This is a genomic window from Corynebacterium hesseae (assembly GCF_037850265.1).
In the GTDB taxonomy this organism is placed as follows: Bacteria; Actinomycetota; Actinomycetes; order Mycobacteriales; family Mycobacteriaceae; genus Corynebacterium; species Corynebacterium hesseae.
On sequence record NZ_CP137211.1, the window covers coordinates 229,193 to 248,807 of the forward strand.

14 protein-coding genes and 1 tRNA gene are annotated in these 19,615 nt (G+C 63.0%); 11 read left to right on the forward strand and 4 right to left on the reverse strand.

Annotation, left to right across the window (positions count from 1 at the left end):
• Positions 1 to 196: 196 nt before the first annotated feature.
• Positions 197 to 3,127, forward strand: a complete 2,931-nt coding sequence (gene topA, locus R3O64_RS01175; RefSeq protein ID WP_339017150.1) for a type I DNA topoisomerase — start codon at positions 197 to 199, stop codon at positions 3,125 to 3,127.
• A 544-nt stretch (positions 3,128 to 3,671) separates the two neighbouring features.
• On the opposite strand, the gene R3O64_RS01180 is transcribed toward topA, so the two are convergent.
• Together R3O64_RS01180 and R3O64_RS01185 are read right to left on the reverse strand one after the other, a co-directional pair.
• Positions 3,672 to 5,045, reverse strand: a complete 1,374-nt coding sequence (locus R3O64_RS01180; RefSeq protein WP_046647867.1) for a DUF418 domain-containing protein — start codon at positions 5,043 to 5,045, stop codon at positions 3,672 to 3,674.
• A gap of 32 nt (positions 5,046 to 5,077) precedes the next feature.
• A complete protein-coding gene (locus R3O64_RS01185; RefSeq protein ID WP_070511233.1) occupies positions 5,078 to 6,610 on the reverse strand; it encodes an adenylate/guanylate cyclase domain-containing protein in 1,533 nt (510 codons plus the stop codon).
• Here R3O64_RS01185 and R3O64_RS01190 point away from each other — a divergent pair.
• Together R3O64_RS01190 and R3O64_RS01195 are read left to right on the forward strand one after the other, a co-directional pair.
• Positions 6,609 to 7,856 (forward strand): DNA polymerase III subunit delta', encoded by a 1,248-nt coding sequence (locus tag R3O64_RS01190; protein ID WP_339017151.1) that lies wholly within the window; start codon positions 6,609 to 6,611, stop codon positions 7,854 to 7,856. The genes R3O64_RS01185 and R3O64_RS01190 overlap by 2 nt on opposite strands.
• Before the next feature lie 103 nt (positions 7,857 to 7,959).
• A tRNA-Thr gene (locus R3O64_RS01195) sits at positions 7,960 to 8,035 on the forward strand.
• Between the two features lie 147 nt (positions 8,036 to 8,182).
• On the opposite strand, the gene R3O64_RS01200 is transcribed toward R3O64_RS01195, so the two are convergent.
• Positions 8,183 to 8,638, reverse strand: a complete 456-nt coding sequence (locus tag R3O64_RS01200) for a DUF4442 domain-containing protein (RefSeq protein WP_144269134.1) — start codon at positions 8,636 to 8,638, stop codon at positions 8,183 to 8,185.
• A 196-nt stretch (positions 8,639 to 8,834) separates the two neighbouring features.
• Here R3O64_RS01200 and R3O64_RS01205 point away from each other — a divergent pair, with 196 nt between their 5' ends.
• From R3O64_RS01205 to R3O64_RS01225, 5 genes are all read left to right on the forward strand, one after another.
• The gene (locus tag R3O64_RS01205; protein WP_070686561.1) at positions 8,835 to 9,713 is read left to right on the forward strand and encodes a hypothetical protein; all 879 of its coding nucleotides are present in this window, start codon (positions 8,835 to 8,837) and stop codon (positions 9,711 to 9,713) included.
• A 177-nt stretch (positions 9,714 to 9,890) separates the two neighbouring features.
• Complete coding sequence (locus R3O64_RS01210; protein ID WP_339017152.1) at positions 9,891 to 11,048, forward strand: N-acetylglucosamine-6-phosphate deacetylase; 1,158 nt, start codon at positions 9,891 to 9,893, stop codon at positions 11,046 to 11,048.
• A gap of 19 nt (positions 11,049 to 11,067) precedes the next feature.
• Positions 11,068 to 11,847 (forward strand): glucosamine-6-phosphate deaminase, encoded by a 780-nt coding sequence (gene nagB, locus R3O64_RS01215; protein WP_070531469.1) that lies wholly within the window; start codon positions 11,068 to 11,070, stop codon positions 11,845 to 11,847.
• Positions 11,848 to 11,889: 42 nt separating this feature from the next.
• Entirely contained in the window at positions 11,890 to 14,028 is a 2,139-nt protein-coding gene (gene nagE / locus R3O64_RS01220; protein ID WP_339017153.1) for an N-acetylglucosamine-specific PTS transporter subunit IIBC, read from the forward strand.
• Between the two features lie 62 nt (positions 14,029 to 14,090).
• Positions 14,091 to 14,555, forward strand: a complete 465-nt coding sequence (locus R3O64_RS01225; RefSeq protein WP_144269132.1) for a hypothetical protein — start codon at positions 14,091 to 14,093, stop codon at positions 14,553 to 14,555.
• A gap of 553 nt (positions 14,556 to 15,108) precedes the next feature.
• Here R3O64_RS01225 and R3O64_RS01230 read toward each other — a convergent pair.
• Entirely contained in the window at positions 15,109 to 16,767 is a 1,659-nt protein-coding gene (locus tag R3O64_RS01230; RefSeq protein WP_046647859.1) for an acyl-CoA synthetase, read from the reverse strand.
• Between the two features lie 169 nt (positions 16,768 to 16,936).
• Here R3O64_RS01230 and R3O64_RS01235 point away from each other — a divergent pair, with 169 nt between their 5' ends.
• The 3 genes from R3O64_RS01235 to R3O64_RS01245 all read left to right on the forward strand — a co-directional run bounded on the left by R3O64_RS01235 (position 16,937) and on the right by R3O64_RS01245 (position 19,603).
• Positions 16,937 to 17,752, forward strand: coding sequence for a GDSL-type esterase/lipase family protein (locus R3O64_RS01235; protein WP_070521261.1), 816 nt, complete (start codon positions 16,937 to 16,939; stop codon positions 17,750 to 17,752).
• Between the two features lie 63 nt (positions 17,753 to 17,815).
• Positions 17,816 to 18,967 carry an S-(hydroxymethyl)mycothiol dehydrogenase gene (locus tag R3O64_RS01240; RefSeq protein ID WP_339017154.1) on the forward strand — a complete coding sequence of 384 codons (1,152 nt, stop codon included), beginning with the start codon at positions 17,816 to 17,818 and terminating at the stop codon, positions 18,965 to 18,967.
• On the forward strand, positions 18,968 to 19,603 hold the full coding sequence (locus R3O64_RS01245; RefSeq protein ID WP_070521255.1) for an MBL fold metallo-hydrolase: 636 nt from the start codon (positions 18,968 to 18,970) through the stop codon (positions 19,601 to 19,603). It abuts the gene before it with no gap.
• Positions 19,604 to 19,615 lie beyond the last annotated feature (12 nt).

Genomic DNA, 19,615 nt, shown 5'->3' on the forward strand with positions numbered 1-19,615 from the left:
CCTCGAACCATGCAGTAATAGACGCAATCACGCTGTCTCCCAGTTGTGTGCTGTGAGGCGAATCCTCGGACGGCCAGTATAGACCCCCGGTTGTGTGGACGTGAACTGGCCTGAATAACTAGAGTAAGCCTCTATCTGTGTACTCTAGGGGCAATTGCCCAGCAGAGGACTAGCCATCGGAAGGGATGAAGTCGAAGTGGCAGAAGCTACCGGCCCGGGGAAGACCCTGGTCATCGTCGAGTCAGCAACCAAGGCGAAGAAGATTCAGCCTTACCTCGGCGATAAGTACATTGTTGAGGCCTCCGTCGGCCACATCCGGGACCTTCCCCGCGGCGCCGCCGACGTCCCCGCCAAGTATAAGAAGGAATCCTGGGCGCGCCTCGGTGTTAACCCGGAGGATAACTTCACCCCGCTGTACGTCATCAGCCAGGACAAGAAGAAGAAGGTCGCTGACCTCAAGGCCAAGCTGAAGCAGTGCGATCAGCTCTACCTCGCAACAGACCCCGACCGCGAGGGTGAGGCCATTGCCTGGCACCTGCTGGAAGTACTCAAGCCCAAGGTGCCGGTGCGCCGCATGGTCTTCAACGAGATCACCAAGTCCGCCATCCTGGAGGCAGCGGAAAACACCCGTGAGCTTGATGAGAATCTCATCGACGCCCAGGAAACCCGCCGCATCCTGGACCGCCTCTATGGCTACGAGGTCTCCCCGGTGCTGTGGAAGAAGGTCATGCCGCGCCTGTCGGCTGGCCGCGTGCAGTCGGTGGCCACCCGTGTCATCGTCGAGCGCGAGCGCGAGCGCATGGCATTCATCCCCGCCGAGTATTGGGATCTCACGGCAACGCTGAAATCCACGCCGGACTTCGACGCGCGCCTGAGCGCCCTCGACGGCAAGCGCGTGGCCGCGGGCCGCGACTTCAACGATAGGGGTCAGCTGAAGAGCGACGAGGTGGTCGTCGTCAAGCAGGCCCAGGCGGAGCAGCTGGCCAGTGCGCTGGAAGGCTCCACCATGACCGTGGCTAGCGTTGAACACAAGCCTTATTCGCGCAAGCCTTCCGCGCCGTTTATGACCTCGACGCTGCAGCAGGAGGCTGGCCGCCGCCTGCACTACACCTCGGAGCGCACGATGCGCATTGCGCAGCGCCTCTACGAGAACGGTCACATCACCTATATGCGTACCGACTCGACCTCCCTGTCCAAGCAGGGCCTGGATGCTGCGCGTGAGGCTGCCTCCTCCATCTTCGGCGCGGAGTTCGTCTCAGATGGACCGCGCCGGTATGACCGCAAGGTGAAGAATTCCCAGGAGGCCCACGAGGCCATCCGTCCCGCCGGCGAGCGTTTTGCCACCCCGGGCCAGCTGGCCGGGCAGCTCGACGCCGAGGAATACAAGCTTTATGAGCTGATTTGGAAGCGCACCGTGGCCTGCCAGATGGCCGACGCCAAGGGAACCTCGATGAAGGTGACCGCAGCTGTCAACGCCGGCGGCCACGACGCTGACTTCTCCGCAACCGGCCGCACGATTACCTTCCCGGGCTTCCTCAAGGCCTACGAAGACGTCGCGGCGAAGGACTCGAAGGGAGAGTCCCGCCTGCCGCACCTCAATGAGGGCGACACGCTGAAGACCGCTGCGGTTACTGCCGACGGCCACTCCACCAACCCGCCGGCGCGCTATACCGAGGCCAGCTTGGTCAAGAAGATGGAAGATTTGGGCATTGGGCGCCCGTCGACGTACGCCTCCATCATCAAGACCATCCAGGACCGCGGCTACGTGCTCTCCCGCGGCAACGCGCTGGTGCCCTCGTGGGTTGCCTTCGCGGTCGTTGGCCTGTTGGAGAATAACTTCACTGAGCTGGTGGATTATGACTTCACCTCCTCCATGGAGGATGAGCTCGATGCTATTGCCGCCGGTTCGGAGAACGGCACGGATTGGCTGAATAACTTCTACTTCGGAAACACGGAGGCCGGCGAGCGCAAGGCCGCGTCCATCGCGCGCCACGGCGGCCTGAAGTCCCTGGTGGACATCAACCTGGAGGCCATCGATGCCCGCAAGGTCAACTCCCTGCGCCTCTACACGGACGCGGAAGGCCGCGATGTCTTCGTGCGCGTGGGCCGCTACGGTCCGTATATCGAGCGCGCCGTGGGCACTAACGAGGACGGCACGGTGGAGTACCAGCGCGCCAACCTCTCGGAGACGGTCACCCCGGATGAGCTCAACGAGGCTTTGGCGGAGAAGCTCTTTGCCACCCCGCAGGGCGGGCGCGAGCTGGGCCAGAACCCGGGAAACGGACGCACCATCGTGGCCAAGGAGGGTCGTTTCGGCCCGTACGTGACCGAGCAGGTGCGTGACGACGAGCGCGAGAAGGCCGAGGCCGAAGCCGAGGAGATCGTTAAAGAGGAGCGCGCCGCCGAGGACGCCCAGCGCGCGGCCGAGGGCAAGCGTGCCAAGAATTGGGAGACCAAGACCGCGGCGAAGCAGAAGGAAAAGCGCATTGCTGAGTACGTCGAGGAGAAGCTGAAGCCGGGCACTGCCTCACTCTTTGCTTCGATGGAGCCGGCCAGCGTCACGCTGGAGGAAGCACTGAAGCTGCTGAGCCTGCCGCGTGAGGTGGGCGTGGACCCCTCGGACGGCGAGGTCATCACCGCGCAGAACGGCCGCTATGGCCCGTACCTGAAGAAGGGCAAGGATTCCCGCTCCTTGGCCAAGGAGGAGCAGATCTTCTCCATCACTTTGGACGAGGCGCGCCGCATCTACGCGGAGCCGAAGCGCCGCGGCCGCGCGGCCGCACAGCCGCCGATTAAGCAGCTGGGTGACAACGACGTCTCTGGCAAGCCGATGACGGTCAAGGACGGCCGCTTTGGCCCGTACGTCACTGACGGCACGACGAATGCCTCGCTGCGCCGTGGTGACGATCCGGAGCAGCTTACCGACGCCCGCGCGAACGAGCTCCTTTCCGAGCGCCGCGCCAAGGACGCCGCGAACGGTGGGGCGAAGAAGTCGACGAAGAAGAGCACTAAGAAGTCGACCAAGAAATCGACCAAGAAGGCCACGAAGAAGTCGAGCAAGAAGGCGACGAAGAAGCCTTCACCGGGCACGAAGAACGTGGTCAAGGCCGGATCGCGCAGGAAGTAGCAGGACATGAAGACCAGCTTCGCCCGCGACATGCTGGACCGCACCCAAGAGGGCACCGAGGCTCTCCTGCGCGCGGTGGGCCCGGCCTTTGCTGGCCGCGATCACCTCACCCTCGGCGCGCTCGCCGCGGGGGAGACTGCAGTCTGGTCACGCCTGTTTAACTGGCGCATGCTCGGCACGGCCACGACCGCCGCTGTACCCGTGCTGTTGGCCCTGCGCCCAGACTGCGCACCGGAGACCCGCGTGGGGCTTATCGCCGCTTCGCTTGGCCAGGCCGCCAAGCGCGGCGCACCAACGACGTTCGGCGTGACGTGCGTGAGCGTGCAATACGCATCCTTCGCGTGGGCGCTGCGCGGTGCGCGCAATGATGCGCTGGGTTGGGGCCTGCGCGCCGGCGCGTGGGCCGCGGGCAGTGCACTGTCCCGTACTCGCTGCGAGCGCCGCGCCACGGCTATCGCCGGAATCCCGGCGGCTGCGCTCTCCGCGCTAGCTGGTGACCCAGCCCTGCGCGCTGCTGAATCTACGCAGGGGCTGAGCCACGGTGCTAACCTGCTTCTGGCCTCTGAGGCGCTGACGGTCCTGAACCCGGCTGAACAGCGCCAGGATGCGGGCCTGCGTGGCCGGGTTCTGGATGCGGCGCAGTCGGCGGCACAGACGGTAGGCCTGGTGCTGCTGGTGGATGGGCTGGCGCGGAAGGGCCGCGGTTAGGCGCAGCGCCTAATTCCGGGCGCATCGTCTTGCCATAGGACAAGCGTCGGTGTACCCATTCGAAGGGCCCGGGCTTGCCCGCGGCCTCGAGCGCGCAGGCGATGAGGAGCGTTGCTAGCCATACGCCGGTGGCTAGCGCTGCCTGGCCCGCGGCGCTGAGCTCCGGGCCAATGTTGAGGGTAAAGGGGTAGACCAGCGCCAGGAAGAACACGGACTGCAGCACGTAGCCGGTCATGGAACGCTTGCCCAGCGCAATCAGCGGCCACAGGAACCAGGGGCGCGCACCACGGCGCTGCAGGGGTTCTAGGGCGAGTGTTGCCCCCGCCACGATGCCCGGCCCGGTGAGCATGCCGATGCAGCTATTCGCCGCGTTGAGGGGTTCCGCTAGAGCTGGGTCCAGCACCCCAATCGTCGACAAGCCCCAGGGCAGGCCGAGGAAAAGGATGATGGCTAGGGCCAAAATGGTCCACGCCCACAGCTCGCGCCGATGGCCCCCGGCCAAGGTTCCGCGGCGCGCCCACACGAAACCTACGAGCATCACCGGAAGGACCAAGGCTCCCGTCAGGGGAACGGAAAAAGCTTGGGCGCCGACCATGATGGCCTGCTCACCCAGCAGCTCCCAGTAGGATTCGGCGGCGGTGAAGCCGCTGAGATCAAACTCCGACGTATCGACAAGCGCGGCCCCAACGCCCATTCCGATACCCGCCACAACCAGCAGCGCACAGAACCCGTAGGCCACGCGCATGAGGAGCTTGTCGGTTAAAGTAAGCAGCAACGCAATGAGCATGCCCATCGCGCCGTAGAGCAGCATGATGTCGCCGGAAAAGAGGAAGAGGCAGTGCAGGGCACCGAATAAAGCAAGAAAGCCATAGCGCTTTGCCAACACGGCCTGCGCGCGCCGCAGTGGGAAGCCGCGTCGCCACAAGCTCATTGCGATAAGCCCCACGCCAAAGCCGAGAAGCGTGGAGAACATCGGCAGGCCGCGCACATGCACGAACATGGCGGAAAAGACCACATAGACTTCGTCAACGAGGGTATCGACGCCGCCGAAATAGGCATCGGGGCCATCGCCGTCGTTCATAATCCACGCGGTGCAGACATTAGCCAGCGCGATGCCCAGCAGGGCCATGCCGCGGGCGACGTCGGGGACGAGAAGACGAGGACTCGAATACTGGCGTGGCGGATGGGGCTGGTGGGGCTGATGAGGCATGGCCCCAAGCTACCAGAAGCACAAAAACTTATTTATCCGAGAGCGCGTTCCGCCAAGGTCGGGCGAATCGGGCGCGCCAGCTGCGTCATGCGGCGGCGCCCGCGCAGCTCAATAGACTTCATCAGCGTCCAGCGCGCTTGCTCTGCCTCGTTGGCGCCGCGCAGCGTGGCGGAGTTGGTGAGCACCTGGCCCGGGGTGTCCTTGGCCAGTTCGGTGAGACGGGCAGCCTCGTTGACGGCATCACCAATGACGGTGTACTCGAAGCGGTCCGCACCACCAATGTGCCCGGCCACCACGTGGCCCGCGGCCACGCCGATGCCCGCCTGCAGCCGCAACCCGCGCAGTTCCTGGCGAAGCTCGCGGGCGGCCTGCAAAGCCATGGAGTTCGCGTCGTAGACCGTCAGCGGGGCACCGAAGACGGCCAGGGCGGCATCACCCTGGAACTTGTTGATGATGCCCTTGTTCCGGTGCACCACCTCAACGACGTGCTCAAAGAACTTGTTGAGCTCCTCCACCACTTCTTCCGGGGTGTGGTTGACGGCGAAGGTGGTGGAGCCGATGACGTCGATAAACAGCACGGCCACTTTGCGGTCCTCCCCGCCCAGCTCCGGGCGTTCCTCCAAGGCGCGCTGGGCCACCTCGGCGCCGACATAGCGGCCGAAAATATCGCGCACGCGCTGGCGCTCGCGCAGGCCGCGCATCATCTCGTTAAAACCGGCCTGAAGAACGCCGAGCTCGGAGCCGTCGTAGATGTCCACCTGGACGTCACTCTCGCCGCGGCGCACGCGGTTGATGGCGTCCTGCAGCTCAATGATGGGATCGACCACGCTCATCATCGCGAACATGGTGCCCATGAGCCCGGTGCCCAGCGCGGTAACGGTCAGCGCGACGATGGCCGGCATGATGTCTGAGGTCTCAGGGCTAAACAGGCCTGCCTGTTGGCCCATGAGGACAAGCACGATGCCAATGAGCGGGATGCCGGAGGTCATCATCCAGGTGGAAAGCAGCCGGTACTTAATCGGCGGCTCCAAGGTGGAATCCTCGAAACGCCGGGCCACGGCCTCCGCAGCCACGGGGCGTACGAGGCGCTCTGCCTGCAAGTACGTCAACAGCACGATGAGGCCGCCGGCCAATGCAGCAGAAACACCGACTACCACGGCCAGCCGCGCCGAGTGCTGGCCTGCCAGCACCACCGCCAAGATGATGCCCAGCAGCCACACGCCCGCGGCCACACCGGCCTGGTAGAGCGGGATGCGCAGGACCAGGTTGCGCACCATATTGGGGTCATGGTCGTCGGGGCTGCGCTGCCAGTCCAACACCGGCCTGAACAGCCGAAGTGTTACCGCTATGCCGATGATGACCGCAAAGGTCACGAACAGCGTGCCGTAGGTCCACAGGTGGGGCGTGTGAGCGATGAAATCGGAGATCTCCGGCATGGGGAGAAAGAAGACCACGAAGGTCATGATCGCAATGGCGCCGATGATGTTGGCTCCAAGGACGAGCGCGGCGTACATCGGCCATTGAGTACCCCATAACCAGCGGGCGCCACGCATCAGTCTGTTCATGATTAACAACTCTAGTTATCCCAGTAGGCTAGGGCGAGTGAACACCTCCAGCGTTGCCGAAAGGCTTGCCGACGCCCCCTCCGTCGCCCACACCATCCTCAGTGCTGCCCGCGCGGCTCGTGGTGAGGGTGACCCGCGCGCGATGAGCCATTCCTGGCTTTTTACCGGCCCTCCCGGTGCCGGCCGTTCGCTGGCCGCGCAGTGCTTTGCCGCGGCGCTCATGTGTACGTCCGCCGATGAGAACGGCAACCCCGGCTGCGGCCGCTGCCCCTCCTGTCAAAGCGTCCTGGACAATCAAGAGCACACCGACTTGGTCTACGTGGATCCGCAGGAGCAGTTCATCACCGTGGGCGAGGCCCGCGACGTCATCGGGCGCGCGGCCAGCCTGCCGAGCGTGGCGCCGTGGCGCGTGGTCATCTTCAACAAGGCCGACCGCCTGCGCAATGAGGCCGCCAACGCGCTGCTCAAAACCGTGGAGGAGCCCCCGGAGCGCACCGTCATCATCATGGTGGCGCCCTCGGAGGACCCGGAGGACTTCTCGGTCACGCTGCGCTCGCGCTGCCGTCACCTTTATATTCCGGCGCCGAGTGTGGAGGGCGTCGTCAAGCAGCTCGTCGCCGAAGGCGCCAGCGAGGATGACGCGCGCCTGGCCGCCGTGACCACCCTGCGCCACGTGGGACGTGCGCGACACCTAGTCAACGAGCCCGCCGCGCAGAAGCGCCGCGCCATGGCCATCAACCTGGCCGAAGACGTCTTCCACGGCTCCCAGGCCTTTCAATCCGTCACGGCGCTGCTGAAGTTCATTGAGAAGGAAGCCAAGGACTCCCACGCGGCGGCGGAGGAGGCGGAGCGCTCCAAGATTGAACAATCCTTCGGCGTCGGCGCCAAGGGCAAGGGCGCGACCAAGGCGCAACGCGACGCCCGCAGTGCCCTGAAGGATCTGGAGGAGCTCCACAAGAAGCGCGCTAAACGACGCATCTCCGACGGCCTCGACATCGCCCTCGTGGATCTCGCCGGTATTTACCGCGATGCGCTCATGCTGAAAGTCGGCGCTGAGGTGGAGATGACCCACCCGGACTTCGCGGGCCTGGCGGGCGAACTTGCCCAGCGCGTGAGCGAAGATGGCTTGCTGGCCGCCCAGTCCGCTATCCGCACCTGCCGCGAGCAGCTGCCGCAGAACGTCACCCCGCAGGTGGCTTTCGACGGCATGGTGGGCCGCCTGCGCCTGGCCTGTGGTGCGCGCTAACCTGCAGCAAGTGCTGTGCGTGCCCCACATCAAGTGGCCCGATTTCTTTCTCAGCCCCGGCCTAGGCTAAACTCTCACGCGGTGCATATACACACTGCACCGTGCCGCCTTAGCTCAGTCGGTAGAGCATCTCACTCGTAATGAGAAGGTCGCGAGTTCGATTCTCGCAGGCGGCTCCATATTAAATCCCCCGTGACCAGCATGAATGGTTGCGGGGGATTGTTTCATCCAGTGTAATATCGGCCTCCGTGGCTACATTTTGGCTTCATATGATCCAAATTTGATCCACTGTGTCTAAAACCGGGTGGGACTTGCTCATTCAGCGCTTACTTCTGCTTGCGCCGGTAGTACACCTGGCGGCGCACATGAGCGACGACATCGCCTTCCTCATCGAGAATGTCCACGTCGAACCAATGCAAATACTTCTCACCGTTGGCCGTCTTTTCTTCGATGAGCGCGTAAGTCTCCTCGGGGATACGCATATCGGCGGTGACCGTGCCGCGGCCGGGTTTCAGGTACTTAATCTCACCAGCGGCATCCCAGATGCGGTACTCCTTGCCCAGTCGATGCATGGACGCAAGCATGAAGAACGGGTCCGTCATGGCGGAGAGGGTGCCGCTGAAGGCAACGCCCATGGCGTTCTTGGTCAGCATGTTTGGCTTGTGGCTGACAACGACGCGGGTTCCGTCATCAGCGAATTCTTGGATCTTGATGCCAGCGCCCAAGAAGGGCGGCCAGAAGCCCATGAAGCGCTTGAGCTGGCGTGCAGAAAAGCGGGCCATGAGGAAAGCTCCGTATGAGTTGTGGGGGCAGGTGGGGCTAAGCGGCCCCAGCTCTACCGTTGTGGGACGGGGAGCGCCCGCACTTTGATTCGCCGTATCGTCCTTCTTATAGGTGGTGCTAGGTCTTGCACCGTGTATAGGAAAAGTAGTGCTAGCGCTAGTGACCTTCGCTCTCGTGCGAAACACAATAAAGAGCATGAAAAAGCTTGTGGTTGGCATTACTGCCGTGGTGGCCGTGATTGTGGTGGCGTTTGTCGGGTTTGTGGGATTCATGCAGTGGGTGGACGCAGACAGCGTGACCGGTGATGATGGCGTGGCCGCCGGATACAGCGCTGAGACAGGTGGTCCGCTGGAAGCGTCGTTTGCGGGCGAGGGGCCGCACGAGGTCGACGTGCGGCGTGATGGCGACGTGACCATCGCGGCACCGACAGGCGCGGGACCGTTTCCGGCGGTGGTCATGGCTAACGGCACGAACACGCCGTTGAGCAGCTACCTGCCCGTGGCGGAGCACCTGGCTAGTTGGGGCTTCGTGGTCGTCGGCGATGAGACTCCCCACACAGGTACAGGGGAGAATGTCGTGCACTTGATTGAGCGCTTGCCGGAACTGGATTCTCGTGCGGACCGATCACGGGTCGGTATTTTCGGACACTCACAAGGCGGTGCGGGCGCTATCAACGCAGCGTCCCACACGGAGGTAGCAGCTGTGTATGCGGCGAGCCCGGCCTCCCACAAAGTGGCACAGTCCAATGACTGGGACTACACCACCGCGGGCGTCGAGGCACCGCTGTTCTTGATGACGAGCGATGGCCGTTCAGACCGCTGGCTTGTCAGCCCGTGGTCAGACTTGGAGGAGAGCTTTGAATCAGCTGGTGGTCCGGCAATCATTGCCCGCCGCCTGGGCGCGGACCACAAGGACGTTTTAGAGTTCGGGGACGGCTATGCCACCGCGTGGTTCCGCTACATTCTGGCTGATGATCCTGATGCGCGAGACGTGTTCGTTGGCACCTCACCAGCGGGTGCCGGTGAGCTAGCGAGCAACGCGCTTTGGGACCGAGTGGCCACCCGCGGCTGGTAGCTCACCGGGCCTTTCGACATTCCACGCGGTGCACCTAACGCGCTAAAAGTCACCTGCGCTCACGCACCCCCTTAGGAGGAAGTGTGGTTCACAAAAATTGGTAGCCCTGATAAATTTCAAGTGAATTGTCAACCGGGCTGCGCCACGTCAGCCCGTACAAGCGGGACCGAATGAACCATGCAGACAAAGGAGAAAGGCCACGTCGAGGGCCTCTATATTGATGAAAACTTCGAGCTGCGCGCTGGGGCCGTCACGTTCGGGGAGAGTATTGAGGGCATAGCGCTTGGCGACGTCCCCCAAGCCGAGGCTGCCTGGCGCGCCGGGGACCCGGATGCGTTGCTGTGGGTGCCCGGCTTCGTGGACCTGCACAACCACGGCGGCAACGGCGGGGGATTCCCCAACGGCGACTACGAGCAGTGCCTAGCCGCCGCCCGCTTCCACCGCGCGCACGGCACCACGACGTTGCTGGCCAGCTTGGTCTCCGGCACGCAAGAAGAGCTCTGCGCCCGGGCGGAGCTTTTGGCCCAGCTGGCAGAGGAAGGTGAAATCGCCGGCATCCACATGGAGGGCCCCTTCATCGCGGCGGCCAAGTGCGGCGCACAGGACCCATCGCGCATCGTGCCCGGTGACCCGGACTTCTTCCGCGCGGTCATCGCCGCGGCCCGCGGCCACCTGCGTTCGATTACCTTCGCGCCGGAAACGGAAAACGCTGACAAGCTGCTCGACGTCTGTGCGGAGCATGGCATCATCGCCAGCCTGGGCCACACCGAGGCCGATTATGACACCACGCTGAGCGTTATCGCCAAGGCTAAGGAGCTCGGCCTGACCGTGACCGGAACGCACCTCTTTAATGGCATGCCTTCTATTCACCACCGCGCGCCGGGCCCGGTAGCGGCCTTGCTCACCGCAGCGAAGGCGGGGGATGTGTCCGTCGAGCTCATCGCAGATGGTGTGCATCTTGTCGACGGCGCCGTGGACATGGCTCACAGTCACCGCGCCTTCGCCATCACTGATGCCATGGCGGCGGCCGGCATGGCCGATGGTGACTATGAGCTGGGTTCGCTGCCTGTCACCGTGAGCGGGGGAGTCGCGCGCGTGCCCAGCGGCGCCATCGCGGGCGGCACCTCTACCTTGTCCCAGCAATTCGCCAGCTTCGCCGCGCGCCACGGCCTCGGGGAAGCAGTTCGTTTTACCTCCACTACAGCCGCGGATGTGCTGGGGGAAGCGAATCTAGGCCGAATCGCGGTTGGCGCGCGCGCCAACCTGGTTGGCCTTAACTCTCACTACCAACCGGTGCGCGTCATCGTCGACGGCGCGGACATCCCACTCTCTTAAACACACAGGAAGGCATCTCATGGAAATCCTCATCCGCTCCACGCCGGCCGAAGTGGCCGTGGAGGCCGCTGACATCTTCGCGCACTACGCCAACGCCGGCGCCACCTTGGGCCTGGCCACGGGCTCGACCCCGGTAGCGATGTACAAGGAGCTCATTACGCGCCATGAGCGCGGCGAGGTGAGCTTTGCCCGTAGCCGCGCATTCCTGCTCGATGAATACATCGGGCTGGAGCGCACCCACGAGCAGTCCTACTATTCCACCATCCGCCGCGAATTCACCAGCCACGTGGATTTCGATGATGACCTGGTAAAAAGCCCCGCTGGTGACTCCGATGACCCTGCCACCGCCGCGGCCACCTATGACAAAGCCATCCGTGATGCCGGCGGCGTGGACATCCAGCTGCTGGGCATCGGGGCCAACGGGCACGTTGGCTTCAACGAGCCGTCGAGTTCCCTGCAATCGCGCACCCGCATCAAGACGCTGCACCCGCAAACCGTGCAGGATAACGCCCGCTTCTTTGACAACGAAGACGAGGTCCCGCGCCACGTGCTGACCCAAGGATTGGGCACCATCAGTGAGGCCCGCCACCTGCTCTTGTTGGCCACTGGCAGCAACAAGGCCAGCGCGGTCCACGCCATGGTGGAAGGCCCGCTCTCCGCGCACTGCCCCGCGTCGATCCTGCAGTGGCACCAGCGCGCCACGGTGATCCTCGATGAAGCCGCCGCCTCCCAGCTGGAGGACCGCGAGTACTACGTTTTCGCGGACAAGCACCGTCCGCACCGCCCACTCTTTTTCTAAAAACTCCATCTAATTCCTTACTAGTGTGAAAGGACTCCTCGCATGAAAGTCGATGTCATGGGGCCGCTGCAGCGGCTCGGAAAAGCCCTCATGGGCGCTGTGGCGGTACTGCCCGTCGCGGCGATCCTCAGTGGTGTTGGCTACTGGATCTCCAGCGCGGCTGGCCCGGATAATCTCGCTGCCCAGCTGCTGATCAGCTCCGGCGACGCGGTCCTGGCCAACCTGGGCTGGATCTTCGCCATCGCCATTGCCTTCGGCCTGGCCAAGGATTCCAACGGTGCCGCGGCACTCTCTGGCTTCCTGGCCTTCGCCACGTTTATGAAACTGCTCGGCCCCGAGGCCGTGGCCGGCTACCGTGGCATCGAAGACCCCACCGCGCTGACCGGCGATGAAGCCCTGGAATGGGCCTCGGAAGGCTGGAACGCCGTGGGTGGCGGCAACGTCCTCTTCGGCATCCTCGCCGGCGTCATGGCGGCCTGGGTATATAACCGCTTCCACGGCACCAAGCTGCCGGATTTCCTGGCCTTCTTCTCAGGCCGGCGCCTCGTACCGATTCTTACCGCCGTCATCGCCATAGTGATTTCCGGCATCCTCTACTTCGTGTGGCCGTTCATCTACAACGCGCTCTTTAACTTCGGTACCTCCATCCAGGGCCTGGGCGCGGCGGGCGCCGGCATCTACGGTGTGGCCAACCGTCTGCTCATCCCGACCGGCCTGCACCACGCGCTGAACTCCGTCTTCTGGTTCGATGTCATCGGTATCAATGACATCGGCAACTTCCAGGCCGGTCAAAAGACCATCGAGGCAGCCGCGGCCGCCACTTCCGCCGCCGATTGCCCGGGCATTTGGGCCAACGGCCAGTGCACTGTCGAGGGTGTCGTCGGCCGCTACCAGGCGGGCTTCTTCCCGGTCATGATGTTCGGCCTGCCGGGCGCGGCACTTGCTATGTACCTGCGCGCGGATAAGAACAAGCGCAAGGTCGTCGGCTCCCTCATGGCTGCCGGTGCGCTGGCCTCCTTCTTCACCGGCGTGACTGAGCCGCTGGAGTTCTCCTTCATGTTCGTTGCTCCGCTGCTCTACGTGGTGCATGCGCTGCTCATGGGCCTGTCCGTCTTCATCGCTTCCACCATGGAGTGGACCGCCGGCTTCGGTTTCTCCGCCGGTTTCGTGGACATGTTGCTCTCCTCGCAGAACCCGCTGGCTAATAAGTGGTACATGCTGCTGGTCATGGGCGTGGGCTTCTTCTTCCTTTACTTCGTCATCTTCTACTTCCTCATCGGCTGGCTCAACCTCAAGACCCCGGGCCGCGGTGAGGACGATGCGGTAGCAGACCCCATGGAGGATTCCGCTACCGGCGATGACAAGACTGCTCGTGATGCCGCGCGCATCATCGAGGGTCTCGGCGGCAAGGACAACATTGACTCACTGGACTACTGCACCACGCGCCTGCGTGTGGGCGTAAAGGAGCGCGCGCTTGTCGACGACTCCGTGATCAAACGCGCCGCCGTCTCCGGCGTCATCCACCCCTCCGAGAAGAGCGTCCAGGTCATCGTGGGCCCGGCCGTGCAATTCATGTATGACGAGGTCAGCCACCAGTTGCGCCACGGTTCTCCGGTCCTCGCCACGGCGGGTGCTGCGAGCGCCGCAGGTGCTGGAGCCAGCGCCGCTTCCGCTCAGAGCGTCAGCGGTAATACCGCTGACGGTGATGCCGCTGACGTGGACGTGCGTGCCCCGTTCGCCGGTGACGTCGTCGCGCTCTCCCAGGTCCCGGATGCGTCCTTTGCGCAGGGCATGGTGGGCGAAGGCTTCGCGGTGATGCCTGATGCCGTCGATGCCTTCGACGTCTGTGCCCCGGTCGACGGCACCATCACCATGGTCTTCAAGACCCGCCACGCCTTCGGCATGAAGACCGCGGATGGGCTGGACCTGCTCATTCACATCGGCATCGACACGGTGGAGCTCAAGGGCGAAGGTTTCACGGCCCTGGCCAAGAAGGGCGATACAGTCACCGCCGGCACACCGATCATCGCGGTGGAGGCGCAGAAGCTGCGCGAGCGCGGCGTCAACCTCATCACCCCGGTGGTGTGCCCGACGGCCAAGCAGGTCGCCGGAGTCGACATCGCTCGCGAGGGTCATACCCAGTCAGGCGAGGTTGCTGCAACCGTCAAGCGCAGCAGCTAATCTGCCCCCGGCCCACCTCAGGGGCCGGCGGGACTAAAGCCCAGACACCAAAACTGCCCTAGTTGCCAAAACCTTCGCTCCACGCCGCAGGCGAGTTGACAAGCTTTATCTTTTTGGAAAGCATTACAATGCGTATATTTTTTGCTTTAGATACTTTTTTCGTGGCCGATCAGTGTGTTCTGGAATCGGCATATAAAACGTATTCGCAAGTAGTGGGTAAAGCAGCGCGCCTGCCTGGAGTCGACGTACTTTTTATTTGCTCCGAACCAGTTGAAGTGGATTCCGAAGAGATGAAAAAAGATCTCATTACTCAGTTCAGGGTTGAAAGGCCCAACGAGGATTTTGAGAGTTTACGGTTATACCTTTGCGAGGCAATCGTTTCTGCTGAACAAGAGCTTTTTACAAAGGCTGAGGCCCCTTTAGCGTCATTTTTTCTAATGGATGAGGAATATGCAAAGGCTGATGTTTTTCCCAGTAGTGTTGGAGTAAGGGAGCTTATTTCTTCGCCGGTTTCTACAGGTAAATAGAGTGAGGCGCTCCGCTTACGCGGAGCGCCGGGTAATAAATAAGGAAAGGGTTGGCTAGGGAAATTGCGAGAAATCGTTGATATAGAATCTTTCTCGATAAGTTTCCTTGTCGTCGCCGATGATGTGATTAAAAGCTGACCCCTCTAATTCCTCCTCCCCTCCTGGAAAGTAACCAGAAGGATGTTGGCCGACCCCTCTGCAATGGCGCTTGTAATGCCCGCTGGGAACGTATTTATTAGCATCTTTCTTGGCGTCATTCAAAGTTGGCGCATTGCCATATACGTGACCGACTATATCTCCCCCTAATCCATTTTTGATGACCTGGCATTGGGCTGTGACAGTGGCTGCCGAAGCAGACGGTACTGCAACTGAAACGGCCCCTAGGACAACAAGCGCAGCTGCTGCAGCTCGGCCCCTTTTTTGTAAATGAACTATTCAAGTGATGCATCCACCACTTGAAACCGCCACATGAAACAAGCTTAGTTTTGGCAACTCGGGCAGTTTGGGCTCGGAGGCCCTATTTCAGCCGGGAAATCTGGAGCGAAGGCGCGGGCTAGTCGGTGCCGTGCAGCAGGCGCGGCACCACCTTGCCCGTGGCATTGCGCGGCAGCTTGTCCAGGAAGTGGACATCGCGCGGCACGGAGTGGTCGGCGAGGTTCTCGCGGACCCAGGCGCGGATGGCGTCGGCAGTCACGGCGTTGCCGAGGGCGTCCCGCGTAGTCACCGCCCACACGGCGATGCGCTGGAAGGTGGTTTCATCCTCCACGCCGCCGGCATGCACCTCCGCGATGCCCGGCATGGCCTCGAGCACCTCCGTCACCGACTGCGGGTGCACGTTCTCGCCGCCGACAATGATCATGTCATCCGCGCGGCCCACCACATGCAGGTAGCCCTCGGGGTCGATATAACCCAAGTCCCCGATGGAGATGAGGCCATCGACCTTGTTGAGCGGGATCTTGGGGTTGGTATAGCCAATGAGCGCGGTGGAGTTGGTCAGGTAAATCTCACCGACCTCACCGCGGGGAACCTCGTTGCCTTCCTCATCGAGGATGCGCAGCTTTGTGCCGGAGGCAATCTTGCCGCCGATGGTGGGATCCTTGGCCACCTCTTCCATGCTGGCCGTCGATGCCAGCGCCAGCTCCGTGGAGCCATAGACATTGCAGAGAATCGGGCCGAAGCGCTCGTGGGTTTCCTTGACGATCTCCGGGGTGAGCGCATGCCCGGCGGAGGCAATGAACTTCAGGCTCGAGGTATCGAAGGCCGAATCCGGGTCAACCTCAACCATCTGGCGGAAGAAGACGGGGGAGGAAAGCAGACCATCGAGCTGGTAGCGCTGGATATCATCCAGTGCGGCCGCCGGGTCAAAGACGCGGCGGGTGACGATGGTATTGCGCAGGCCCAACGCGATGTTGAGGCAGGCCCAGCCCCACGTGTGGAAGATGGAGGCGGTCATCTGCACCTTCTGGTCCCCGCGCCACGGCACCGCATCCACGATGGACGCAACCACCACCGGCAGCGTCGGTTCCGGGCGCATGATTCCCTTGGGGATGCCCGTGGTGCCGGAGGACATCAGCACGATATGCCCGTGCTTGGGCCAAGTGGGAAGCTTGTGCTTCTCGACGTCCCGCGGATTCTCCACGATCTTGCGCAGCGTTGCCGCTTGCGCCAGCTCGGTAGGGATCTCTTTACCGGACTCGTGGCCAATCACCACGTGCAGGCCAGCAATGGTGCTAGAGCTGTCGAGGCGGTCGATGAATTCATCATCGATAACGAGCACGTTGATGCGGTTTTCCTCAATGCACCCGGCAAGCTGCTCGGGGGAGGAACCGACGTTGAGCAAAAAGATGTGTGCCCCCGCATAGCCCTTGGCAGCCAGCGGGGTGATGATGCCGCGGCCATTGCGGGCCATCACGCCGAGGCGAATCTCCTCCAGCCCCAAAGACAGCAGCCAGCGCGCGAAGGTTTGGGATTCTTCGCGCAGCTGGCGGTAGGTGAGGGCCCCGTCGTCGTCGATAAGCGCCAGGCGTTCCGGGCAGGTCATGTATGCCTGCTCTACTTCGCGGGCGGTGGTGAAGCGGTAACGCGCGAGGACCGGCGCAGTCAGGGCCACCGCCCGTGGCCCGCCGGCGGGGCTAATGAGGCCGGCGCGGAAGAGCGAAGGGATAAAGCGCGCGAGGGCGGCGGCGTGGAAGGTTACATCAGAAAGCTTCATAAGGTTCTCATCGAGGGGAGGGGAGAAGAGGTTACGGAGACGGCGGACTCGCCACAATTAAAACTACAAACTGTTAAAGGTGTTGCTATTGTTACATAAGCTTAGACCGTCAACGTAGTCTATTATGGTTTCGGTCTAGAACATACTCTTTCGGAAGGACATTAGTCACGTGAAGTCTACTCAGCGCATCGCTGCTCTCTGCGCCTCCCTCCTCGTGGCGGTAGGCCTGTCCCAAGCTCCGCAGGCAGTTGCCGGCGAGCGAAACCTCGTCGCTTTTGGTGATTCCGTGCTGGCGGATCCGCAACTTGATACCTACCTTGCCTCGCGGGTGGGCTCTTCTCAGCGCAATCCGAGCCTGAACTGCCCGTCTGGCAATAACTACGCCAAGCGCACCGCTGCCAAGCTGGGTATGCCGGTGGCGGATTTCTCCTGCTCTGGTGCTGTGTCCATGTCCCAGGGGCCGCAGGTGAACGCGCAGATCGACGATGCTATTCGCCGCGGCGCGCTCAGCGGGGATACGCAGCGCGTGCTCTTCTCTAGCGGTTTCAACGACACGTACAACAACGCCGGGCTTTCCGACGGTGACCTGCGCGCCCGCTGGGTCGGTGCCAACGCGCCGCTGATTCACAAGATCCGCGCGGCAGCCCCCAATGCACGCATCCAGATTGTGGGTTACCCGACCATCGGCTCGGGCGACCGCTACTGCCTTATCCACTTTGGTCCGAAGCCGGCCGACGCCACGGCCCTGCCGATGGTGCAGCGCTATGAAAACGTCGCGCAGTGGATGCAGGTGGACCTGGCGCGCGCTACTGGAACCGAGTTCGTGGACATGAAGCCAATGACCTGGGATCGCGGTATGTGTGCCGACGCCGACAAGCGCCTATGGGCGGGTCTGGTGGACTTCTCCGCGGGGCCGGGCAACCTGCCGCTGCACATTAATGCTCGCGGTCACGAGTTTGTGGCCAACCACCTCGCTAGCTTCTAGAGGGATTTGAATCTTGTTGGGCCCGGGCGACGCCGCCCGGGCCTTTCGCGTACCCTCGCGAGCATGACTGTTAATGAAAACGTAAATGAAAACAACTCCCAGCAAGGTGCGGAGGTTGTCCGCGGTGTGATTGCGCGCGCGAAAGGCGAGCCCGTCGAGACCGTCAACATCGTCGTGCCCGCCCCGGGCGAGCACGATGTCGTGGTCAAGATTCAGGCCTGCGGTGTCTGCCACACCGACCTGGCTTACCGCGATGGCGATATCGAGGATGCCTTCCCCTTCCTGCTCGGACACGAGGCGGCGGGCGTCGTCGAGCGCGTGGGCGATGCTGTTACCCACGTCGAGGTCGGGGACTTCGTGGTCCTGAATTGGCGCGCGGTGTGCGGCGAGTGCCGCGCTTGCAAGAAGGGCGAGCCGAAGTACTGCTTCAACACCCACAACGCCTCCGCGAAGATGACGCTCGCGGACGGGGATAAGGACGCCGGCACTGAGCTCACCCCGGCGCTCGGCATCGGTTCCTTCGCCGAGAAGACCCTGGTCCACGAAGGCCAGTGCACCAAGGTCAACCCGGAGGCGGATCCGGCCGCCGCGGGCCTGCTGGGCTGTGGCGTGATGGCCGGTTTGGGCGCTGCGGTGAATACCGCGGACGTCAAGCGCGGCGAGTCCGTCGCGGTCTTCGGCTGCGGTGGCGTGGGCATGGCGGCCATCGCCGGTGCGGCGTTGGCTGGTGCTTCCAAGGTCATCGCCGTGGACCTGGACCCGGACAAGCTGGAGCTGGCTAAGAAATTCGGCGCTACCCACACCGTTGCGGCGAAGGACAAGTCTGAAGAAGAGGTCATTGAGGCCGTCCGCGAGCTCACCGAGGGCTTCGGCACCGACGTGGCCATTGACGCTGTGGGCATTCCCGTTACCACCCGCCAGGCCTTTTACTCCCGCGACCTGGCCGGCCGCATGGTCATGGTGGGCGTGCCGAACCTCACCAGCCGCTTCGACGTCCCGGCCATCGACTTCTTCGGCCGCGGCGGTTCACTCAAGTCCTCCTGGTATGGCGACTGCCTGCCGGAGCGTGACTTCCCCATGTACGTCGACCTCTCCTTGCAGGGCCGCTTCCCGCTCAAGGATTTCGTGACCGAGCGCATTGGTCTCGACGACGTGGAAGAGGCCTTCGCTACCATGAAGGCCGGCAAGGTACTTCGATCCGTAGTGGAGCTGTAAATGATCATTGAACAGTTTGTAACTTCAGGAAAGTTCCGCCTCGACGGCGGCGAGTGGGACGTGGACAATAACGTCTACATCCTGGCCGCAGGTAGCGCGACTAGCGACGCCGAGTGCTACATCATCGATCCTTCCCACGACGCGGAGCGCGTCATCGAAGAGGTGGGCCAGCGCACGGTCAAGGGAGTTATTCTCACCCACGCGCACAACGACCACTGCGAGCTCGCTCCCCAGGTGGCTGAGCACTTCGATGTGTCCATCTACTTGCACCCGGATGACCGCCCCCTGTGGGAGGAAACGCACGAGGACGCGACCTTCGTTCCGCTGGAGGATAACCAGCTCTTTACCGTGGGCGATAGCGACTTCGTGGTCTTCCACACGCCGGGCCACTCGCCGGGATGCGTGGTGCTCTACATTGCGGACGAGGCCACGCTTCTGTCGGGCGATACTCTCTTCAACGGCGGGCCCGGCGCCACCGGCCGCAAGTACTCCGACTTCGACGTCATCATCGAGTCCCTGCGCAATCGCGTGCTGAACCTCCCGCCGGAGACCCGCGTCCTGCCGGGCCACGGCGATGAGACCACCATTGGCGCTGAGGCAGCGCGCATCGATGAGTACGTCGCGCGCGGTTACTAACTCTTAAACCTT